This is a genomic window from Micromonospora sp. BS32 (genome assembly GCF_059089345.1).
In genome coordinates, this window is sequence record NZ_JBSSHR010000001.1 from 458,847 (window position 1) to 479,926 (window position 21,080).

Consider the following 21,080-nt stretch of genomic DNA (forward strand, 5'->3'; position numbering starts at 1 on the left):
TGGATCAATCTAAACTCTTGGACTGTTAGCGGCAAGACTGGTGGCGGCACCCGTACGTGTCGTCCGTCCGAGAGTGAGGGGCCGCATGGCTGAGGTGCTGTTGTTCCACCACGCGCAGGGTCGGACGGCGGGGGTCCTCGACTTCGCCGAGGAGCTTCGACGGGCCGGGCACACCGTGCACACACCCGACCTCTACGACGGCCACACCTTCCCGACCCTGGACGAGGGTCTGGGGTACGCCAGGAAGGTCGGCTTCGACGAACTGCTCGAACGCGGGGTGCGCGCTGCCGATCAACTCCCCGCCGAGCTGGTCTACGCCGGTTTCTCGCTCGGGGTGATGCCGGCGCAGAAGCTGGCGCAGACCCGGTCGGGCGCCCGCGGGGCGCTGCTGTTCCACTCCTGCCTCTCGACCGAGGAGTTCGGGACCTCCTGGCCGACGGAGGTGCCGGTGCAGGTGCACTCCGCGGACGCGGACCCGTTCTTCGTGGACGACGGCGACATCGACGCCGCCCGGGCGCTCGTCGAGTCGGCCGAGCACGCGGAACTCTTCCTCTATCCCGGTGACGGGCACCTGTTCGCCGACAGCAGCCTGCCGTCGTACGACGCGGACGCCGCGGCGCTGCTCCGCCGGCGCGTACTCGACTTCCTCCGGGACCGCTGACCGGCACCGGGCCGGCCTCCCCTCGGTGGCCCGCACACGGCGGTGGGACCGGGCCGGATCAGCCGGCCCGGTCCCATCGAGGGTCCGGCGCCTCGGCGCGATCATGCCAGCGCCCGTCGCCGCGCGGCGCGGTCCGGGGTGGGCTCACCGCGGCCCGCCGTGGGCGGCGATCGCGCGGAGACCGGCCAGATCGAGCACCGCGATCTGGCGGTACCCGGTGCGGATCAGCCGCTCCGCGCGGAGCGTGCGCAGCGCCCGCTGGGTGGTGTCCGTCGCCGCGCCGACCAGGGTGGCAAGCTCCGCGTGGTTCAGCTCCACCCCGATGACGAGTTCGTCGTCGTCGGTCCGCCCGCAGCTCGTCGCGATCTCGGCCAGCACCCGGGCCAGCCGTACGTGCACCGGATAGGCGGCGAACTCTGCCCGGCGTTCGTTCGCCCACCGCAGGCGCTGGCCGACCGTCGCGGTGACCTGGGCGGCGACGGCGGAGCGGCGGTCGAGGAAGCGGAGGAAGTCCACCTGACGGATGACGGTGGACACCACGTCACCGCACGTCGTCACGGTCGCGGAGCGGCCCTGCCCGCTGATCGCCGCGAACTCTCCCACCAGATCGCCGGGCAGGCGGATCGCCAGCAGCCGGTCCGCACCGTCCGCCGTCGTCGTGATCTTGACGAAACCGCACCGGATCACCTCGACGTGGGTGTCCCGCGCGCCTTCGGTCAGCAGGCGCCGGCCGGACGACACGGTACGGGTCACCCCGAGGGCCAGCAGTTCCTCGCGGTCGGCGGGAGCGATCCGGTCCAGGAACGATCCCGGCGCCCAGACCGCGTCACCGTCCAGCGGTACGGCAGACATGACCGTGGCCTCCTCGAGGTGGGGCCGGGCGAGATCCCGTCCTTCCCCGGAATACCGCCCGCCGGTCCGGGGTGCAATACCCGCAGAGGACCGGATCAGCTGCCTGGCGAGGGGAGGCGACGTGGAGTCCCATCGCAGACGGTCGTAACGCCGACATCCTCGTACCGTGGATCGCCCGCGCCGGCCCGTGGGCCGGCGGTCCGGCCGGCTGTCCGTCAGATGATTGACAGATGACACGCAGGGCGGTGCGGCGCGGATCGGAGGGGACATGGCTACCTGCGATCCCGGCCCGTCGACCGGCAGCCTCCGGGCGGTGGCGGGGCCGTGAGCACCCCGCCGCCGGCCGGGGAGCCGCCGCCCGCGGAGCTCTCGCCCGAGCAGCGGACGCGCATCCGGCGGCTCCTCGAACGCGAGTTCAGCGAGGCGTGGCGGGCCGCCGTCGCGGCCGGAGCCGACCCGGCCGCTCTCGCGGACGCCGTTGCCCACCGGGTACGGGAAACGTGGTCACGGGCGGCTGTCGGCGATGATGCGGAGCACCTCGTCGACGATCCGCCGGACGGCCGCGTCGTCGGCGAGCAGGACTGACACCCGCTCCTCCGGGGCCGGCACACCGTCGGGCGTACGGTCGATCTGCTCGCTCCCGGTGCCGGCGCCGAAGACCACGCCGAGCACCCGCACCACCGTGTCGACCGGGTCCGCGCCACGGCGTAGCCGACGGCTGATCGCCGCCACGGCGGCGGACGCGAGGTCGGCGAGCCGGGCCTCGTCGCGCTCGTGCGGGCCGATCGCCACCAACGGCCGGGGGTCGGCCACCCCGTCGCCGGGGACGGCGAGGACGGGGGCGCACTTGCGGCCGAGCGGTCGCTCCACATAGTCCGCGTACCACCGGGGTCGCCGCCGCATGGCGGCCAGCACCCGCTCGATCTCCCGGGACAGCGTCGGGCTGTCGCTGCCGGTCAGGTCGCCGGTGGCCGCCTCCCGCCGTAGCGCCCAACTGTCCAGCGGCCACAGCTGCGTGCCGGCGGTGGCGGGTACGCCCACCCAGGTGAGGATCTGCACGGCCAGCTCGGTCAGCCAGGGATCACCGCCGAGCTCCGCGGCCAGCCAGGCCGGGACCCGGGGCCGCTGCAACGCGCCCCGCCGGCCGCGCCGACGGCGGTGACCGTCCACGGTGGCCGCAGTGAGCCGGGCCGACAGCCAGCGTTCGACGTCGAAGATCGGCACCTTGGCGTTGGCGAGCAGGTCGGACACGACCGCCTCGACGTCGTCGTGGTGTCGGTCGAGGCAGTCGTCGGCGAGCATCTGAACCGAGTTCGCGCAGGCCCAGTGCCCCCGCCGGCGCTCCATGGGACGGGTCACCCGGGAGAAGACGATCGGCCAGACGATCGCGTACGCCGCACCGGTGAGCCGGGCGTGGACCTCGGGCGTCGCGGACGCCGCGACGGCCGTCAGCTCCCCGCGGCGGGCCAGGTCGCGCAGTTCGTCCAGCGCGGGTCGGGTGCGGGGCGTCCCGGGCGTGCGCGTCGGCCGGCACAGGGTCGCGGCTTCGACGGTGCCGCGTGGAGAGAGCCGTGCAGTCGGATCATCCGCGTTCGTCATGACGCCCCCTCCAGAATGTGGAATGAGCCTGTCTGCGCATTGCACCCGAAAAGATTTCGGTGCTGACCAGTAACAATGTGTCGAGTAGGTGTGGAAGGCGAGCCCCTGCTCGTCGAAGAAGCGGTTCGCCGCACATCGGTGACGAAATCGTCCGGCCGGAAGGCCGATCCGGCACGCGGGCCGACGGATCCGCCGAGCCGTGCCGGCCCTCCCGTCCACCCGGGCACGTCCGTCAGGGCGACCGACATCCGTTCGCGGCCCGACCGATCGGCGGCTCGGCATCCGGGCCCGAGTGTGCTAGGACCCTCCACTGTGTTCACCTGCATGGCGCGGATCGATCCCCCGTTTCCCGCAAATGGTGGCGTGACGCGTCCATCCTCGTGCGCAGGGGGGATCGACACTGGCCAGAAGATGTCCTTTTTCCTGGCCAGATAATGGTCGTGGGCGGGACACTCGGCACACGACGGGGCCACGGGCCTCCCAATGTGCCGGTAGCCTCCGCATCGTCCTGACGGACCACCCACAGGAAGGAGAGGGCCCTGCGTCCCGGGATCGAACCCCGTCCCTCCGACGGGCTCCGACAGGAGTTGCTGGACCTCCGCCGGGGTCCGGGCCTGCAGAGCAGCCCGCTGCACCGTCGACTGGGGCCCCGCCTGGCCGACCTCTGCGGCGTCTCGCCGGCCGAGTCGGAATCGGCGGTACGGGCGAAGGTGCGCGCCACCCTGCTCGCCCTCGCCGCCGACATGCCCGGCGACCTGCGCCGGGCCGTCGTCCTCGCATACGCCCTCGATCCCACCCATGCCTATCTCCGGCTGGACCGCCGCACCGACCAACTCGCCCGCGAGCTGTCGGTCCAGCAGCGCACGGCCCGCCGCCGGATCGACGAGGCGGTCGCCCGGCTGGTCCGCGCCGCCGTACCGGAAATCCCCACCGGCGCGACCGACGCCGGCCCCGACTGGCACCTGCACGCGATGAACGCGCTGCTCCGGCTCGACACGCCGACGCCGGAGCTCTACGAGACGCGCACCGTCGTGGCGATCCGCCCGATCGACGAGCTGACCGTGCAGTTCAGCCTGCCGCGCCAGCCGGGTGACGACGGTCCGGAGCACGACGTGCGCGCCGACGTCCTGTTCGGCGCGCGGATCCGGGAGCTGACCCGGTACAACTCGGGCCAGTTCTTCCGGCTCACCCTCGCCCTGCCGAGGACGCTGACGCCGGGGGAGCGGCACGAGCTCTGCCTGCACTACCGGGTGCCCGAGGGGCAACCGATGCGGGAGCACTACGTCTTCCAGCCGCTGACGCCGTGCGCGCACTGCACCGTCCGGCTGCGGTTCCCGGCGGACGGCGGGCCGGCGACGGCCTGGCGGCTCAACGGTGTCCCGCCCCGCGCCGTGGACGAACGGGTGCCGGGCCCGGACCGGCTCCACCCCGACGCCGTGGGCGAGGTGACGTCGGCCTTCGACGGGTTGCAGCAGGGCTACGCGTACGGGATGGCCTGGACCTTCGCCGACGGCCCGCGCACCTGAGCCGGGCCGTGGGCACCTCGTCGGCCGGAGCGGCCCGCCCGACGGCCGTCCGTCAGATGAGTACGTGGCGAGTTTCTCCGCCCGGCTCCGGGCAGGCGGGTTCGGGGTCCGGCCCCTGGTCCGGCGTACCCCGCCGCCACCCGGTCACGAGCTGGGCACCGTGCACGCGACGTTGAAGCCGCGGGGGCTCGTCGAGGCCGACGGGGTGATCGTCGCGGCCTGGTGGGTCGGCGACGGGCCGCCACCCGCGCCCGGCGCCCGCGTCCGACGGCGGTCCGACCCGGGCGGGCGCTGGCTGGCCGAGGCGGTGGTCGGACCATGAACCCCTTCGCCCTGTTCGAGGAGGACACGGACGAGCCGGACGAGGTCCCCTTCATCACCGACACCCACCGGCGGCGCTTCGTGGCGCTCCTGATCGACACCTCCTGGTCGATGGCGGCCACCCAGAGCAACGGCGTACGCGCGATCGACGCGCTCAACCGGGAACTGGCACGGTGGCTGCCCACCGTGCGTGCGGAGGGGCGCGGGCCCCTCCGGGACGTCGAGTTCGTGGTCGTCACGTTCGGCGCGGGCGGCGTACGCGTGGTCTCCGGCGACGGGACGCCGTCGGCCGAGGACGACGGGGCGTTCGTACCGGCGTCGCGGCTGGAGCTGCCGACCCTGGTCGCGGGAGGCGCGACGCCGATGGTGGCGGCGCTGGACCTGGCGCTCACCCTCGTCGAGCAGCGACGCCAGCACGTGCAGACAGTCCACGCCCAGCAGACCGGCGGGCCCCGGCTGATCCTGGTCAGCGACGGCACCCCCACCGACGAGGAGGGCAACCCCACCGACGACTGGCGGCCGCTCGCCCGGCGGCTGGAGCAGTGGCGGTCGACGCGGCGGATGCAGCTGTTCGCGTTCGGCGTGCCCGGGGTGGACGACGAGGTCATGCGGGCCCTCGCCACCCCCAGCGGCTACTTCCCGCTGGACGACCTCGACCTGCGCAAGCTGCTCGACCTGATCCTGGTGGCCACCTCCGACCACGTCGACTTCGAGCGGGTGCGCAGCCAGGTGTACGGGGACGACCTCCGATGACGGCGCGTTGGTCGGTCCTGGGCGGCAGCGCGGCGGGCGGGGCCCACGCCCGCGCCGGGCTCAGCGGCCAGGACGCGTACGCGGTCCAGGAGGTCGACGGCACCCTGCTGCTGGTGACGGCCGACGGTGCCGGCAGCCGCCGCTGCGCCGGGGCCGGCGCGTCCCTGGTGGTCACCCTGGCCGTGCAGCTGCTCGTCGCGCTCCTCGGCGACCAGCCACCGGCCACCGCCGCTGCCTGGTCCGGGTGGCTCGACGTCGCGGGGGACCGGCTGTTCCGCCGGTTCCGCCGCGCGGCGCGGGCGCTGGCCCGGGCCGCCGGTGGACTCGACCCGGCCGACCTGGCGACCACGGTGACCGTCGTGGTCGCCCGTCCGCCCTGGGTCGCCGTGCTCGCCGTGGGTGACGGCATCGTGGTGGTCCGGGCCGCCGACGGCAACCTCGACCTGCTGCTCGCCCCGCCGGGCGGCGCCGACCTGCCGCCCGGTGCGACGACGCTGCTGCCGGACGCACGCGCCGGGAGGCACGCCCGCCGGCTCGTCGCCCGGCTGCCCGACCTCACCGGGCTCGCCGTGTGCACCGACGGCCTCGACAGCCTCCTCGTCGAGTACGACGGCAGCCGGCCCCGCCAGCCCGGCGCGGCGGCCTTCGCGCAGCTGTTCACGCTCGTCGAGGCCGCCGACACCGACCCGGCGGCGCTCATCCGGCTGCTCAGCGGCCGGCGGGTCGGCGCCCTCACCGACGACGACCGGACCCTCCTGCTGGCGGTGCCCCAATGAGCCTCGACGTGTGGCTGGTCGGCCCGGACGGCCGCCGGACGGCCGACACCCTGGACGCGCCGGTCGGCTCGGTCGGCTCCCAGGGGCAGGTCTTCCGGCTGCGGCACCGGCCGGACACCGTGGCGAAGGTCCTGCACCGCGCGGACCCGGCCGAGCTGGCCGCCCGTACCCGGGTCCTGCTCGCCGAACCGACCGGGTGGACCGTGCGGTCGGGCGGACCCGTGGTGGCCTGGCCGACCGCCGCGGTGCACCGCCGTGACGACGGAAGGCTCCTCGGGTACGCCGCCCCCCGGCTCGCGCCACCCCGGTTCGCACCCCTGCCGTTGCTGTTCAACCCGGTCGCCCGGGCCCGGATGCTGCCCGGCGCCACCTGGGCCTGGTGGCTGACCGTGGCGGAGGAGCTGGCCCGGCTCGTCCGGTCGGTGCACGCGCGCGGGCACCTGGTCGGCGATCTCGCGCCGGCCAACGTCTTCGTCTCCGCCGCCGGCGGCGTCTGCCTGATCGACGTCGACGGCTGGCAGTTGCACGACAGCGCGACCGGGGAGGACCTGCCGTGCCCGTTCTCGCGCCCGGAATACACCGCGCCCGAGGAGCTCGGCCGGTCGGGCCGGCGGCGGGAGGCGGCCAGTGACAACTGAGCGCTGGCCGTGCTGACCGCCCAACTGGCCTGCCTCGGCTTCCACCCCTACGGGGGTGTGCCGCCCGAGGCGACCGGGCCGGTCGAGGAGGTCGACAACGTCCGGCTGCGCCGTTGCCGGCTGCTCGGGGCGGACCTCCGGTCGCCGGTCGCCGCCGTACCGCCGCACGCGCTGCCGGCCGTGCTGCGCCGCCGGCTGGCCGAGGCCCTCGACGCCGGGTTCGACGCGCCGGCCGCGCGACCCGGCCCACAGTCCTGGGCCGCGGCCCTGGCGTACCTGCGGGACCAGCTCGTCGGTTGTCCCGCCATGCCGACCCACGTGTATCCGCGCGAGCACCGCGACTGCCCCTGGTGCCGGATGGTCGCGGCCGGCGCACCCGATCCGTTCCCCGGGAGTGGACGATGACCACGACGATCGAGATCAGCCGGGTCGCCGACCGGACCGCTGTGCTCGGACCCGGCCTGCGCGCGGTGATCTGGGTACGGGGTTGCCCGCTGCGCTGTCCCGGCTGCGTCGCGCCGGAGGACCTGCCGTTCACCGGCGGGATCACCCGCACCGTCGACGAGTTGGCCGGGTGGCTCGGTGCCCTGCCGTCCGACATCACCGGGGTGACCTTCTCCGGCGGCGAGCCGATGGCCCAGGCGGGCGGGCTCAGCGCGCTCGTCGACCGGATCCGCGCCGACCGCGACTGGTCGGTGATGTCGTTCAGCGGGTGGACCATCGAGCACCTGCGCCGGCAGCGCGACCCCGACCAGCTCCGGCTGCTGGGCCAGCTCGACATCCTGGTGGACGGCCCGTACGTGGCCGCCCGCCACGCCGATCTGCTCTGGCGCGGCTCGACGAACCAGCGGCTGCATCTTCTCACCGACCGGCACGCGCCGTCGGCGCAGGACACGTCCGCCGGCATCGAGCTGCAGCTGGGCGTTGACGGCGTGCAGTGGATCGGGGTCCCTCCGGTGCCCGACTTCCGCGCCGGGTTCGAGACCGCGATGCGGGATCAGGGCGTCCAGATCGCACCGCTCGGGGCCGCCGCCCCCTCCGACGAGAAAGGCCGATGATGTCCGGTAGCCCCATGTACACGACCGTCGCGTTCAACGCCGCCCGCCGCGCCCAGATGGAGGCCGCCCGGCGGCGGCGCGAGGAGGAGCGCCGGCGGCGTCGGGAGGAGCAGCGGCAGCGGCGGCTCGCGGCAGGGATCCGGGCCGCGGACGTACGCCGCGACGCGCTGACCACGCGACTGCGCGAGCTGCTGGAGACGTCGCGTGGGCTGCCTCAGCAGGCCGAGGTGACCGCGGAGACCAATCGGGTCGTCGGCCTGCGCCGCCCCACCGACGAGGCCGGGCTGAGCCGGATCGGCCGGGAGCTGCGCGGCGCCGAACGACGCGCCGACGAACTCACCGTCGCGGTGTCCCGGGAACTGACCCGCCAGGAGCAGAGCCGCGCGGTGGAGTTGGCCGTCGCACCGCTGCGCGGGCTGGCCGACGGGGACCAGTTCGACCCGGTGGGGCACCGGAACATCGCGGTGCTGCTGGACGAGACCCGGCGGCGCGCGGGGGACGTACGTGGCTTCGCCGACCTGCACCGCCGGCTCGGTGAGGCGGTCGGCGCACACCTGGAGACGGTCCGCGACCGGCAGGCGCACCTGCTGCGCCTGGCCACGGAGACCGACGAGCTCTCCGCCCAGCTGGCCGACGTGCTGGCCGATGCGGCGGCGGCGGGTCTCGCGGTGGCCGAGGAGTCCGAGCTACGCGCCGAGCTGACGGGTCTGCGTCGGGAGGCGGCCGGCGGCAACGTGGACCGGTGGGAGCGGCGCGTCGCCGACCTGCGTGGCCGGGTCGAGGCGGTGACCGCGGCGACCGACGCCCGTCTCGACCAGCTCGACCGGATGGCACTCATCGTGGAGGCGGCCAGCGCCGCGTTGCCGGCCGCCGGCCTGCGGGTCGTGCCGAACAGCCTGGCGGAGCGGGCCGACGCCGTGGTCTTCGTCGCCGAACGCGCCGACGGCTCACCCATCGAGTTGACCGTCTACGCGGGGGACACCGACGGCAACCGGCTGGAGTACCGCACCGACGGCTCCGACATCGTCGTGGAGAACACGGTCGACGGGGTGATCTCCCGCTGCGACCTGACCGAGGACCTGCTCGAACGCTTCCACGCCGAACTCGCCGACCAGGGGGTGGCGGCCGACGGCCTGTACTGGGAGGGCAAGCCCGGCCAGCCCCGGCCACCGGCCGTGGAGGCGTTGCGCCGACCGGCCCACGACGACCGGAGCCGATCGTGACCGGCGCGTCGCCGGGCCGGCCCACGGCGCCACCGGCGGCGGCCTGGCTGGAGCGGGTCACCGCCGAGATCGCCCGCGGCCGGCACGTCGTCATCCACGGCAACGTGCGCGACCTGGTCCGCTGGGACCGCTCGTTCCACCCGCTGCGCACCGCCGTCTCCGGTCTACTGTCGATCTTCGGCTATCAGCTGACCGGTTACTACGATCCGGTCGACGGGCTCAGCTTCGGCAACCTGGACGACCAGCGGGAGTTCCACCGGCTGCTGGCCGCCCCGGACGCCGGCCGGCCCGCGGCGTCCGAGCCGCCCACCGCCACCGACCGGTCCGCGACAGTGCGGAACCGGTTCTCCGCCGCGCTGCGCGACGCACCCGCGCCGACCCTGGCCAACCCGTACGACTCGCTGGCCGCGATCCGGCGGGTGCTCCGACAGGCCGGAACGTCGTCGGCGTTCCTCATCGACCAGGCCGACCTGATGCTCTCCCCGCCCGAGCGGGGCGGCGACGCCGAGCGACGGCTGCTCGGCACGATGGCCAAGGCGATGACCGAGGCGGCCCAGACCGGCAAGCTGCGCAATCTGCTCGTGCTGGTCGCGGACGACCTCGCCGCCCTGCCGGCCTGGCTCTACCGGGACCGCCCGTACGTCCAGGTGGTCGAGGCGGCCCTGCCGACCTTCGACGAGCGCCACGTCTACCTCCACCAGCAGGCCCGCCACTTCCACCAGGCGGGCACCGCCCAGAAGGCCCCGGAGGACCTGCGGGTGCTGGCCAACCTGAGCGAGGGCATGGCGATCACCGAGCTGGACGGGCTGTGGCGGATGAGCAACCTGCAGGAGATCCCGCTCGACGAACCTCGGACGCTGATGAAGCGCACCCTGTTCGGCCCGCGCCAGGACCCCTGGCGCCGGGTCCGCGACCGGCTCGCCCGGTTCGGGCCGATGGCCGGCGAGCGGGTCATCGGCCAGCCCGTCGCGGTCGACCGGGTCCGCCGGGCGCTGACCTCGGCCACCGTCGGCATCGACTTCGTGGCCGACCCGCACAACGCCGAGTCCCGGCCCAAGGGCATCTTCTTCTTCGTCGGGCCGACCGGGGTGGGCAAGACGGAGCTGGCCCGGACGCTGAGCGAGTTCGTCTTCGACGACGAGACCGCGCTGGCCCGCTTCGACATGTCCACCTTCGCCGAGGCGCACTCCGCGGAACGGCTCACCGGCGCGCCACCCGGGTACGTCGGCCACGAACGCGGTGGTGAGCTGACCAACCGGGTGAGCCAGCGCCCGTTCAGCGTGCTGCTCTTCGACGAGATCGAGAAGGCGCACGCGTCGGTGTTCGACAAGTTCCTCCAGGTCCTCGACGACGGGCGGCTCACCGACGCGCTCGGCAACACGGCGTACTTCTCCGAGACCATCATCATCTTCACCTCGAACCTGGGGGCCGCCGAGACGTACGGCTGGCTCGACGGTGGTGAGCTGCCCGATTACGAGAAGGTCAGCGCGCACTTCGAACGCGCCGTGCGGGACCACTTCACCGCCACCCTGGGCCGGCCGGAACTGCTCGGCCGCCTCGGCGGCGGCATCACCGTCTTCGACATCCTGCGGCCCGAGTTCGTCGACCGGATCGTCCGCAAGCTGCTCGCGCAGCTGGTCGCCAGCGCCCTTCGCCAGGGGGTGCGATTGACCCTCGACGACCAGAGCGTCGTGGCCCGGGTGCAGGAGGTGATGCGCCGGCCGGAGGCGCTGCGGCTGGGAGTGCGTAGCATCCGCGACGTCCTGGACCGTCTGGTGCGGGAGCCCCTGGTCGAGCACGTCTTCGCGCATCCCGGACAGGCGGCCCTGCGGCTGTCGGTCGGGCCGCACGGCACGGTGATTCGCGCCGGCTGAGCTCAGCGGGCCCGGCTCCTGGTCGGCGTGGGTTTCGGTTTCGGCTTCGGCTTGGGTTTCGGCTTGGCCGCGGTGGCTGACGGTGTGGGCGGAGGCACCGGTTCGGCCCTGCCCCGCAGCGGCGCCAAAAAGTACCCGACGACCTGCCCGGCCTGGTCCCAGGCGCCCCGGGTGAACCCGCCCGCGCCGGGTAAGGCGAACGCGGCCAGCAGCGCGCCGAGGATCACCAGCCGTGCCGCCCGGTGACCGGGTGGCACCCGTCCCTGCCCCTGCTCAGCCAAGACCGCTCCATTCCCTGGTGAGGATCCAGTTCGCCGGCCCGAACCCGCCGTCCGGGCCGGCATCCCGCCCGGAGACCAGGAAGAAGCGCACCTCCCGGAAGTCGCGTTCGGCGGACAGCACGAGGTTGCCCAGCCCGTTCTCCCGCAACCACGCCCGCACCCCGGCGGAACCCCCGGGACCGGCGGACATCTTCTCGAGCAGGTCCGCCTTGGACACCACGAAGGCGAGCCGTCGACGGTCGGTGGGGACGCCGTACTCCTGCAACCGCTGCACGGTCGCGTTGTAGGCGTCCTCCGGGTCGTAGGTCGCCGGGTTGGCCGCGGCGAAGACCTCCGGCGCCCCGCTCGCGAACTCGTCGCGTACCCGGCGGACCGAGAACGGGTCGAGGACGTAGATCAGGGAACGCGCGTGGTCGAGGTAGGCGAGCCGGGCGTTCTGCTCCCGGTCGACCAGGTTCTCGCCGGCCGCGTCGAAGAGGTGCACCAGCGCCACCCGCCGCCCCCGGGCCAGCCGGAGGGTGATCGCCACCGGCGGGCCGGACGCCTCGGTCTTGGCCGGCGACGCCCCCTCGCGCATCAGCCGCGCGTACACCTCGTGCCGCTGCCGGCTGTGCTCGTCCGGCAGGGACACCTCCACGCCGGCCCGCTTCCCGGCCCGCTCCAGGCCGGCCAGCGCCGACATGATCAATTGCGTCTTGCCGGCCGACGCGGCGCCGAACACCGGCATCCGTACGTCGGTGACCACCCCGGCGCCCGGCAGCAGCGGTTCCCCGCAGCTCGGGCAGCAGGCCTCCAGCCGGCGGCTGAACGCGGCGCGCAGGACGGTGGTGGGCAGCAGCGCGTCGCAGCCGCAGCGCCGCCACAGCACGCCGAGCCGCCCGGGGCGCAGATCCCGGTGCAGGTCCGCGCCGGTCAGCCGGTGGCCGGGCGGGTGCGCTCCACGGCAGCGGTACGCCGGAACCGCCGTGAGCTGGTGGCAGTGCCGGCAGCTCGCCCGCGCGCCCAACGCCGCCTGCCAGCCCCGGTCCACCCCGCGCAGCAGCAGGACCACCGGCACGCCGACCAGCCAGGCGACCACCGTGACCCCGGCGGTTACCAGCGCGGCGCCCAGCACCCCGGCCACCACGCCCAGCGTCACCCCGGCCTGCACGGCGAGGACCGGCACGTAGAACGGCCACCAGAACCACACCCGGTGGGCCCGGGCCCACCGGCGGGGCCGGACCCAGACCGCACGGGTGATCAGCCGTACGCGGTCCACCAGCGCCCGGGCGTCGAGCAGCACCTGGGCGGCGAAGTACTGCGGCCAGGCCCGGTCACGCCGGACGAATGCCGGCGCCACCCGACCCGCCAGCGCGCCGCCGTGGACGTCGTCGGGAGTGCGTACCCGCACCCAGGAGGCGCGTCCGAGCAGGACGACACCGGCGACCCCGAGCACCACGGCGACCCCCGCGGCCAGGCCGGCGATCGCCGTGAGGTTGGCCAGCGGCAGGGCGACGGAGAACAGCAGACCGAGGCTGACGGCGAAGTGCAGAACGCGCCCGATGAACCGCACGGCTCACCGGTCCCGGAACGGGTGGGCGAGGCGGTACCGGCGGCGCCGGCCGCTGTAGTTGTCGGCGTACCGCTGCCAACCCTTGCGCCAGGCCCTGTCGAGCTGGGCGAAGTGCTGGTCGGCCCGTTCGAGCTGACCGTCCGGGGCTCGGGTCAACCACTGCCCGAGCGCCTGTTCGAGGCGCTTGACCTGCTGCGCGGCGGGCGGACCCGAGCCGGAGACCAGGTAATAGGCGAGCACCGCGGGCGCCTCGCCGTCCTCGGTCGTCAACGCGTCGACGAGCCGGTCGACGAAGGGGGCCATCAGGGCCGGATGCCGGTCGAGGACCCCGTCGAGGTTGAGGAAGGCCACCACCCGGCTCAGCGCCACGACCACCTCGGCCAGCCGCATCTCGACCAGTCGTGAGGGGCAGTCGCGCAGCCGCTTGAGCAGGACCGCCTTGCCACGTTCGTCGGGGTTGCGGCGCAGTCCGGCGACGGCGTCGGTCAGCCTCTCGTCCTCGACCAGTTCGGCGGCGATCCGGGCGGTGGGTGTCATCAGGCCGCGGGCGACCAGCCGGTGACAGAGGTCGAAGACGCGCGGGTCCGGCGCCGCGCCGGCGGTGACCTCGTCGACGACCTTCTGGAAGACCCGGCCGGGCAGGCGCGTGCCGTCCGGGGCGCGGTCGAGCACCAGTTCCAGCTCCGCCATCGTCGGCGCGGACTGGCTCCACAGCGCCCCCGCCAGCCAGGAGAAGCGACCGGGATCGTCTCGGCTGGCGGTCAGGAACCGCTCGATCACCGCGTCCCGCTCGTCGCGGTGCCGCACCGCCGCGCCGAGCACCGCCTCCGCCAGCGGGGACGCCAGCGTCTCGAACTGGCGCAGCAGTGACCGCCACCAGCCGTCGCCGACTTCGGCCCGCTCCTTCGCGCCGAGCCGGGCGCGATCCGCCAGCACCGCCAGGAGCCGGTCCTGCAGCTGGTCGCGGCACGCGAGCCCGGCGGGGCGGACGTCCCGCGGGTGGTCCGCCCAGTACCCGACGAAGTCCTCGGCGGCTCCGGCGATGTCGGACCACTGGACGTCCACGTCGAACCGGGTCGCCACCCGCAGCAGCGCCTCGAACCGCTGCGGCGTCACGCCGGAGGTGAGCGCCTCGGTGAGGAGTTGCCGGGCCTGGTCGTCGTGGTCGGGGTGCCACTCGCCGGCCGGCAGCGGAGGCAGCCGGCGGTCGGTCACCGCGCCCTCGACGCGGGCGTCCTCCAGCTCGCCGATGATGAGGGCGAGCCGGACGTCGGCCGCCTTGCCGGGCAGCAGGCCGTCACAGCCGACCTCGTCGAGCAGCACCAGCACCCGCTGCGGCCAGCGCTCGGGCGTCTCGGCGAAGAGGTCCGCCATGTCGGCGCCGTACGCCCGGCGCATCCCCTCCGGCCCGGTGCGCAACCACCCCACGATGGCCTCGGCGTGCCGGGGCTCGGGAAGGCGGTGCAGGATGGCGGCCAGCCCGAGCGCGGCGGCGGCCTCCTCCTGCGCCGCGCCGCCGTCGCCGGCCAGCCCGGACGCCGTCGCCACACCCAGGGCGTCCACCACGTCCCGCGGGTCCTCGGTCAGGAACAGGTCGACCCACCGGCGGGCGGACGCGGTCGGTTCCATCGGCGTGTGCTGGTGCCGGTGCAGGTCGAACACGGCGTAGCCGAGCGCGTTGTCGATCCGGCCGGCCGGGCCCGCGAACTCCGGCAGGACCGCGACGACCGGCAGCGCCGAGCGCGCCGGGTCGGTCGAGAAGATCTTGAAGCCCAGCTCCAGCGCCCGCTCGCGGGGCAGCAGGAGGGTGCTGGCGACCAGCCAGCCCACGATCGAGGCGATGTCGTCGCCGACGAAGAGCACCCGCGACCGCCCGGGCCGCCCGGCGTCGGCGAGCGCGGAGACCAGCGCCAGCAACGTCTCCCGGCCGTTCGGCTGGTCGAGGACGAATGCCTGGGCGTGCGTCGGGGAGTGGTCGGCCCCCACCCCGTCGCCGAGCCGCACCGGCTCGGACCGGGTGGTCGGCGCGGGGGCCGTCGACCAGAACCCGGCCTGGAACAACTGGGCCGGCCGCAGGTCGGCATAGCTGGCCGGGTCGGTGGTGACGATGGCGTGGGTGAGCTGGTTGCCCTCCCGGGTGCCGTTCGCCTCCCGGCCGAGGTAGAGCCCGGTCGCCGTGGCCAGGACGCCATTGGAGCTGATGTGCGCGAACGAGGGCGGGTACTGCTCGACGGGCCGCCGGTCGGCCATCCACCGCGACGGCGGCTCGTAGAGCAGGTGGTCCTTGACCAGCATCTCCGCCGCCACGGCGGAGTCGGCCGACCGGGCCTGGAACTGCAGGCCCGCGCTGCCCTTGAGCCCCTGACCCGGCCGGCAGTCGGTGTAGATCAGGGTCTCGAAGTGTCCGGTCATCGGGCCGCCTGGCGGCGCGGCACCACGTTGAACTCGCTGAGCAGCCAGAGCAGCGGCTCGTCCACCCGGAACGGCTGGACCCCGCGAACGTCGACCCGGTCGGTGTCGTAGTCCGGTTCCGAGCCGAGGGCGGAGACCGCGAAGTAGCGGAAGTTCTTGTAGTTGTGGGTGAGGTGGGTGTCGATGTCGTTTGCGCCCCAGTCGTGCAGCAGCGCCCGGACGTGTTCGTGGGTCTCCCGGCCGGCCTGCTCGTCGTAGTAGGGCCCCGGCTCCGGGCGGCGGACCAGGGGATGGTCGGCGCCGAGCACGTCGAAGTACGCGTCGATCTTCGCGAAGGCGACCGCCACGGGGATCGGGATGTTCCTGCGGCCACCGAGACGATGGCTGATCCGCAGGTTCTCGGTCACCCGGTTGACCACGTCGATGGTGCTGGCGTGGGTGTCGATCGCCGAGTCCGGCAGCCGGATCCGGTCCCGTGCCTGCGGGATCATGAACGGGTCGAGCAGCAGGATGAGGGCGTCGGCCGCGCCGAGGTAACCGAGGTTGTCGACCGTCTCCTGGTCGAGCAGGTCCTCGCCGGCGGTGTCGAAGAAGGACAGGAAGGTCGTGTCGTAGCCGGTGATCCGGCGGTTCTGCCGCCACGCGAACACGATCGGCTCACGCCGGCCTTGCGGTGCCTGGTTCGTCCGCTGGTAGAGGCGGCCATTGGGGAACAGCTCACCGGCCGGGTCGAGGAAGTCGATGCCACCGCCGGTCTCCTGCTGGAACTGCCGATCGCCGGCGAGCCGCACGTCGGCGCCGAACCGCTGCCCCATGCCACGGCGGAGCTGGTGCGCCAGCACCTTGAGGTACACGCTCTTGCCGGTGTGCCGGGCGCCGGCCATCGCGATCAGCGGGCTGCGCCCCTCGCCGAACGCCGCCGGCAGCCGGCTGTGGCAGTTCGGGCAGACCTTGACCGCGGACTCGGTCCCGCAGTGCGGGCAGGGCGCGGCGGCCACCGGGCGCAGGGCGCGTCGGGGCCCGGCGAACGACGGCAGCACCAGCTCCTTGATGCCGAGTTCTCGCTCCCGAGCCTCGTCCCACTGCGGCTTGCAGGGGTCCTTCCCCGGCGACCGCCGCCCGGTGCACCGGAACCACGGCCCGCGGGGGTCGATCTTCCCGTAGCAGTACGGGCAGGAGAGGGTCGTCATGTCAGGACACCTTCATCTCGTCGATCGGATCGGTGACCCGCGCCCCGGGCGGCTGGACCACGAAACAGCGCAGCCAGTACGGCTTGGCCAGCCCGGCGGGCAGGGTGAACGGCAGCTGCCACGGCGCGTCCGGGTGCAGCGAGAGCCCGGTCACCCGGCTCACCACGCGGCCGCGCTCGGCTCGAGCCGGCATCGCGATTCCGGAGGCGGCCACCAGGACCAGCTCCACCCCCTCGCACGGCTGGTCGACCTCGACGCTCAGCAGCCGCTTGCGGCTGAACAGGCCACCGTCGCGCCGGATGCGGTAGCCGAACGCGACGGGCACCCCGTCGACCGGCACCGACTCCGCGGCGGAGTACGTCTCGCCGCCGGCGCCACGCTCCACCGTCCGGACCGAGACCCGACCACCGGCGGGACCCACCCGCAGGCGGCAGCCCGACTCGGTGAACTGCCCCCGGGTCAGTCGTCGCACCGTCGGCGCGCCCTGCGGCGGGGTGAACGTGACCTCGGCCAGGTTCACCGACGGTGGCCACACCCACGCCACGTTGACCTCGTCACCCGTGCGGCGGGCGACGAGCTGCCGGACCGGCTCGGTCACCCCGAGCGCGAGGGGCTCGCCCACCACGGCGGTGTCCGTCGCCCGGTCCACGGTGAACGGGACGTACACGAACCGGCCGCTGGGCACGGTCACCTCGAGCAGGGTCTCCGCCTCCTGCACGATCCGGTCGCTGACCAGCGCCTCGCCGTACCCCTCCATCTCGTCGCGGCGGATCCGGGTGCCCGCCGCCCACGTCGGGCGCAGCTCCGACCGGCGGATGGACACTGTCCCGCCGGCCGGGGTGAGCCAGGCGAAGTGCGCGGTGGCCGTCCGCGCGTCGAGCGCGGTGATGTGCGCGCGCAGCCGCTCCACGTGCAGCGGCGCCGCGTCCCGCAGGACGGCGCGGGCCACCACCAACGGCCCCTCGACCTCGGCGCCGTGCTCATTCCGGTAGACCGCGACGACACCGTAGTAACGGTCGGTGCTCCCGTCCCCGGTGTCGTCGGAGAGCCCGGCGCGGCTCGCGGTCACCGGCTCCCCGTCCTCGGCGGAGGCCGGCGGCCGGCCGAGGGTGCGACGCACCCGGACGGCCTCCGCGGCCGGATGCGCCCGCCAGGAGCAGGACACCTCGTCGGGGCGGACCGACACCTGCACGGCCGTGACCGGCGGGACGACGCGCGTCGCCACGGTGGCGGGGCGCGACCAGTCCCCGCCGACGCTGGCGAAGACGCCGTAGAGCAGCGGCCGGGCGGGTGGCGCGGCGGCGTCCGTCGCCTCCGTCAGGGGGCCCTCGACGACCACCTCGCCGTCGCCGGCCGAGCGGGGTGGCCGGTCGGAGCGGACCACCCGGTAGCGCACCTGGGCCGTCTGGGCGGGCGGTGCCGTCCAGGTCAGCCGGACGCCGGTGTCCATCGCCCGCGCCGCCAGGTCACGTGGGGGCGGCGGCGCGAGCGCGGCCAGCCGGTCGGCGAGGTCGTCGTCGTCCGCGGCGATCCGCAGCGCCGACCGGAGCAGCCGGGCCGCCTCGTCCTCGCGCTCCGACCGGGCGGCCTCGTCGGCGGCCCGCCGCAGCGACTCGACCTCGCCCAGCAGGGTGTCGACCTGGCCGCGCAGCTCGTCGCGGTGCGGGTCGTCCGCGGGCAGCACCGCGAGGGCCTGCCGGGCCGCGAGCAGTTGGCCGTCGGCGACCAGATCGCGGATCCGGCCCGCCGGACCGGCCTCCTGGTCGGTGTCGAGCGGCAGGTTGGCCACCACGGACCGGGCGTCGGACTGCTCCAGCCCGGTGTCGGTGGCGATCCGCACCAGCATCCCGTCCGCCAGCCCCCTGGCCCGCCCGGACCGGAGCCGGTCGATCACCTGGAACAGCGCCAACAGGCGGAGGTCCACGCCGTCGGTGGCGGCCCGCTCCAGCAGGCCGAGGGCCTCCTTGCGGTGTCGCACCGCGGCGGCGTCGGCGAGCCGGTTCGCCTCCTCCGTCCGGGCTCGCACGGTGGCCGCGTCGAGCGGCACCGCCTCCGCGCCGAGCAGCCGGAACGGAGTGCCATCGGGATGCACCACCTGGACGACGGTGGGCGCGCCGAGCAGGTCCTGGAGCCGGAGCAGCGAACGGTAGCCGGTGCGCTCCATGCCCGGCTCGGTCGGCAGCTCCACCGGGTCGACCACGGCCAGGCCGGCGCGGCGGACCGCCTCGTCGATCTGGCCGGCGTCCAGGCCCGGCCAGTGCCCGGCGATCTCCTTGAGCTGGCCTCGGGTGATCCGGCCCAGGGCGCCGTACGCCTGGGCCAGGTCCCGGGCGAACCGCTCGGACTCCGCCCGCGCCCCGCGACCGTGTTCCTCGATCCGCTCCCGCCACCACGACGGCTCGAACATGGCCGCGCCGTGCTCGGCGCGCAGCTGCTCGTCTCGGCTGAACAGCTGCGCGCAGACCCGGGCGGCGGTGTCGACGCCACCCGAGCGCTGGTTCCACAGTCGCCGGACCGCCGTCAGGTGCTCCCGCAGCTCGGCCGCGGACATGTCCGGGGTGACCGCGTAGTGCCGGGCGAGATCGGTGGGCGACAGGCCGCCCGGCCGGTCCCGCAGCGGACCGATCACGTCGCGCAGGTATCCGCGCTGGTCGAACGCCATCGTGGTCAGCCCCGGACCGTGAGCCCCGCGACGACCTCCCGGGCCTCCTGCACTTCCTCCTCGCTGAGCACGCTGACCTGCACCTCGATCAGGAGTTCCTTGCCGCTGCTCGGCTCGACCGCGTGCAACTTCAGCTGACCGCCGTCGCTGACGTCCATCGTGATGCTGATCGGCGAGTGCCGGGGCAGCGGGGGTAGCTGGCTGATCTGGCCCTTGCCCCTGTCCACCGGCTTGTTCGCCGACAGCTCCGGGCTCTCCGCGGCCCCGGCCTGCTCGTAGAGCTCGATCTCGATCGCGGTCTGCCCCTCGGCGACCGTGCGGGCGCTCAGCTCGCGCTGGCTGATGGGCAACGACTCGTTCGCGTGCACCAGGTGCTCGACGTAGAGCTTCTCCGGCTGGGACCGCCAGTCGGCCGCCGAGGTGTCCTGGAGCTTGACCCCGAACGACTTCGGCAGCACGGTGACGATCCGCTTGTTGGCGCTGGCGGCCAGCGCCTCCTCGTCCATCCCGGTCGCCAGCGCCAGCGCCTGGACCCGCTCACGCTGCTCCTCGGCGGTGGGCGCCGCACCCTCGCCGTCCCACGCCCACAGCGCCCGGCTGAGCGCGTAGCGGGCCGCGCCCTTGGCCACCGCCAGGTCGGGGTCGTGCAGACGCGGCGCCCAGCCCCACTTCTCGGTCAGCCGCCTCGCCACGGCGGGCATCTTGCTGGAGCCCCCGACCAGCAGCACCTCGTCGATGGCGGCGGCCGGGTCGTCGACCCCGAGCTTCTCGCCGAGTGTGCGCAGCGTGCGTTCGGTGTACACCACCGTCCGGTCGAGCAGGTCGCCGGTGATCTCCTCGAACGTCTCCCGGCTGACCTCCACCGAGGCGGACGCGCCCGCGTAGCGCATTGGCACCTTGCGCGAGGTCACGGTCGACAGCTGCCGCTTGACCTCCTCGGCGGTCAGCGCGAGGTCCTGCATGAACTCCTCGTCCAGGGTCGGGTCCTCGGCCGGCCGGGCGCGGGCGACGAACTCGTCCACCAGGTACTGGACCAGGCGGGCGTCCCAGTCGGTGCCGCCGAGCTGCTGGTCGCCGTCGGTGCAGAGCACCTCGACGGCGTCCGCGCCGATCCGGATGACCGTGGTGTCGAAGGTGCCGCCGCCGAGGTCGTAGACGAGCACCGTCCGGGTGGTGTCGCCGTCGAGGTCGTACTGCAGGGCGGCGGCGACCGGCTCCGGCACCACCTCGACGACGTCCAGGCCGGCGATCCGGCCGGCGTTGCGGGTGGCGTCCCGCTCCAGCAGGCCGAAGTACGCGGGGACCGTGATCACGACCTTGCGGACCGGACGATTCGTGTAGTACTCGGCGTCCTGCGCCAGCTGCTTGAGGATCAGCGCGGAGATCGACTCAGGGGTGTACGTCGTCCCGTCGAACTCCCACTGCGCCTCCTTGCCCATGCTCCGCTTGACCCGCTCCACCACCCGGGACGGGTAGAGCCGGGACACGTTCTTGGCGGCCTCGCCGACCACCACCTCGCCGGTGTCCTGCTCGAAGTAGACGACCGAGGGGGTGGTCTCGTTGTTGGTGATGACGTTGCGGACGACGGCCGGCCGTCCGGTCTCGTCGACGTACGACACGACCGAGTACGTGGTACCCAGGTCGATGCCGTAGAAGGTGAGGTTCTCGTCCGACATCCTGCTCCTGTCCGCCGATCGATCGG

At 74.1% G+C, this 21,080-nt stretch carries 18 protein-coding genes; 10 read left to right on the forward strand and 8 right to left on the reverse strand.

From position 1 onward, the window contains the following. The first annotated feature begins 40 nt into the window (after nucleotides 1-40). Nucleotides 41-661, forward strand: a complete 621-nt coding sequence (locus AC5RWQ_RS02220) for a dienelactone hydrolase family protein (RefSeq protein ID WP_494281047.1) — start codon at nucleotides 41-43, stop codon at nucleotides 659-661. A 144-nt stretch (nucleotides 662-805) separates the two neighbouring features. Here AC5RWQ_RS02220 and AC5RWQ_RS02225 read toward each other — a convergent pair whose 3' ends face one another. Beyond that, entirely contained in the window at nucleotides 806-1,513 is a 708-nt protein-coding gene (locus tag AC5RWQ_RS02225; RefSeq protein ID WP_494281048.1) for a Crp/Fnr family transcriptional regulator, read from the reverse strand. Nucleotides 1,514-2,017: 504 nt separating this feature from the next. Beyond that, nucleotides 2,018-3,112, reverse strand: coding sequence for a hypothetical protein (locus AC5RWQ_RS02230; protein WP_494281049.1), 1,095 nt, complete (start codon nucleotides 3,110-3,112; stop codon nucleotides 2,018-2,020). Nucleotides 3,113-3,699: 587 nt separating this feature from the next. Here AC5RWQ_RS02230 and AC5RWQ_RS02235 point away from each other — a divergent pair. The 9 genes from AC5RWQ_RS02235 (at nucleotide 3,700) to AC5RWQ_RS02275 (ending at nucleotide 11,281) form a co-directional block, all read left to right on the forward strand. Next, the gene (locus AC5RWQ_RS02235; RefSeq protein WP_494281050.1) at nucleotides 3,700-4,638 is read left to right on the forward strand and encodes a hypothetical protein; all 939 of its coding nucleotides are present in this window, start codon (nucleotides 3,700-3,702) and stop codon (nucleotides 4,636-4,638) included. 64 nt (nucleotides 4,639-4,702) lie between these two features. Beyond that, on the forward strand, nucleotides 4,703-4,960 hold the full coding sequence (locus tag AC5RWQ_RS02240; protein WP_494281051.1) for a hypothetical protein: 258 nt from the start codon (nucleotides 4,703-4,705) through the stop codon (nucleotides 4,958-4,960). Beyond that, entirely contained in the window at nucleotides 4,957-5,712 is a 756-nt protein-coding gene (locus AC5RWQ_RS02245) for a vWA domain-containing protein (protein WP_494281052.1), read from the forward strand. Before AC5RWQ_RS02240 ends, AC5RWQ_RS02245 begins: the two co-directional genes overlap by 4 nt. Continuing rightward, nucleotides 5,709-6,488, forward strand: coding sequence for a protein phosphatase 2C domain-containing protein (locus AC5RWQ_RS02250; RefSeq protein ID WP_494281053.1), 780 nt, complete (start codon nucleotides 5,709-5,711; stop codon nucleotides 6,486-6,488). The genes AC5RWQ_RS02245 and AC5RWQ_RS02250 overlap by 4 nt, the downstream gene beginning before the upstream one ends. Then, nucleotides 6,485-7,126 carry a hypothetical protein gene (locus tag AC5RWQ_RS02255; protein WP_494281054.1) on the forward strand — a complete coding sequence of 214 codons (642 nt, stop codon included), beginning with the start codon at nucleotides 6,485-6,487 and terminating at the stop codon, nucleotides 7,124-7,126. Before AC5RWQ_RS02250 ends, AC5RWQ_RS02255 begins: the two co-directional genes overlap by 4 nt. Nucleotides 7,127-7,135: 9 nt before the next feature. Then, nucleotides 7,136-7,531, forward strand: coding sequence for a hypothetical protein (locus AC5RWQ_RS02260; protein ID WP_494281055.1), 396 nt, complete (start codon nucleotides 7,136-7,138; stop codon nucleotides 7,529-7,531). Continuing rightward, nucleotides 7,528-8,184, forward strand: coding sequence for a 4Fe-4S single cluster domain-containing protein (locus AC5RWQ_RS02265; RefSeq protein ID WP_494281056.1), 657 nt, complete (start codon nucleotides 7,528-7,530; stop codon nucleotides 8,182-8,184). Before AC5RWQ_RS02260 ends, AC5RWQ_RS02265 begins: the two co-directional genes overlap by 4 nt. A gap of 14 nt (nucleotides 8,185-8,198) precedes the next feature. After that, entirely contained in the window at nucleotides 8,199-9,407 is a 1,209-nt protein-coding gene (locus tag AC5RWQ_RS02270) for a hypothetical protein (protein ID WP_494281057.1), read from the forward strand. Then, complete coding sequence (locus AC5RWQ_RS02275) at nucleotides 9,404-11,281, forward strand: AAA family ATPase (protein WP_494281058.1); 1,878 nt, start codon at nucleotides 9,404-9,406, stop codon at nucleotides 11,279-11,281. Before AC5RWQ_RS02270 ends, AC5RWQ_RS02275 begins: the two co-directional genes overlap by 4 nt. A 2-nt stretch (nucleotides 11,282-11,283) precedes the next feature. Here AC5RWQ_RS02275 and AC5RWQ_RS02280 read toward each other — a convergent pair whose 3' ends face one another. The 6 genes from AC5RWQ_RS02280 to AC5RWQ_RS02305 are packed head-to-tail and all read right to left on the reverse strand — an operon-like array spanning nucleotide 11,284 to nucleotide 21,054. After that, on the reverse strand, nucleotides 11,284-11,562 hold the full coding sequence (locus AC5RWQ_RS02280; protein ID WP_494281059.1) for a hypothetical protein: 279 nt from the start codon (nucleotides 11,560-11,562) through the stop codon (nucleotides 11,284-11,286). Continuing rightward, nucleotides 11,555-13,114, reverse strand: a complete 1,560-nt coding sequence (locus AC5RWQ_RS02285) for a TRAFAC clade GTPase domain-containing protein (RefSeq protein ID WP_494281060.1) — start codon at nucleotides 13,112-13,114, stop codon at nucleotides 11,555-11,557. Before AC5RWQ_RS02285 ends, AC5RWQ_RS02280 begins: the two co-directional genes overlap by 8 nt. 3 nt (nucleotides 13,115-13,117) lie before the next feature. Then, the gene (locus AC5RWQ_RS02290) at nucleotides 13,118-15,526 is read right to left on the reverse strand and encodes a GTPase-associated protein 1-related protein (protein WP_494281061.1); all 2,409 of its coding nucleotides are present in this window, start codon (nucleotides 15,524-15,526) and stop codon (nucleotides 13,118-13,120) included. Next, a complete protein-coding gene (locus AC5RWQ_RS02295; RefSeq protein ID WP_494281062.1) occupies nucleotides 15,523-16,716 on the reverse strand; it encodes a hypothetical protein in 1,194 nt (397 codons plus the stop codon). Before AC5RWQ_RS02295 ends, AC5RWQ_RS02290 begins: the two co-directional genes overlap by 4 nt. Before the next feature lies 1 nt (nucleotide 16,717). Next, the gene (locus tag AC5RWQ_RS02300; protein WP_494281063.1) at nucleotides 16,718-19,378 is read right to left on the reverse strand and encodes a SaeA-related protein; all 2,661 of its coding nucleotides are present in this window, start codon (nucleotides 19,376-19,378) and stop codon (nucleotides 16,718-16,720) included. A 5-nt stretch (nucleotides 19,379-19,383) separates the two neighbouring features. Further along, the gene (locus tag AC5RWQ_RS02305; RefSeq protein WP_494281064.1) at nucleotides 19,384-21,054 is read right to left on the reverse strand and encodes an Hsp70 family protein; all 1,671 of its coding nucleotides are present in this window, start codon (nucleotides 21,052-21,054) and stop codon (nucleotides 19,384-19,386) included. Nucleotides 21,055-21,080 lie beyond the last annotated feature (26 nt).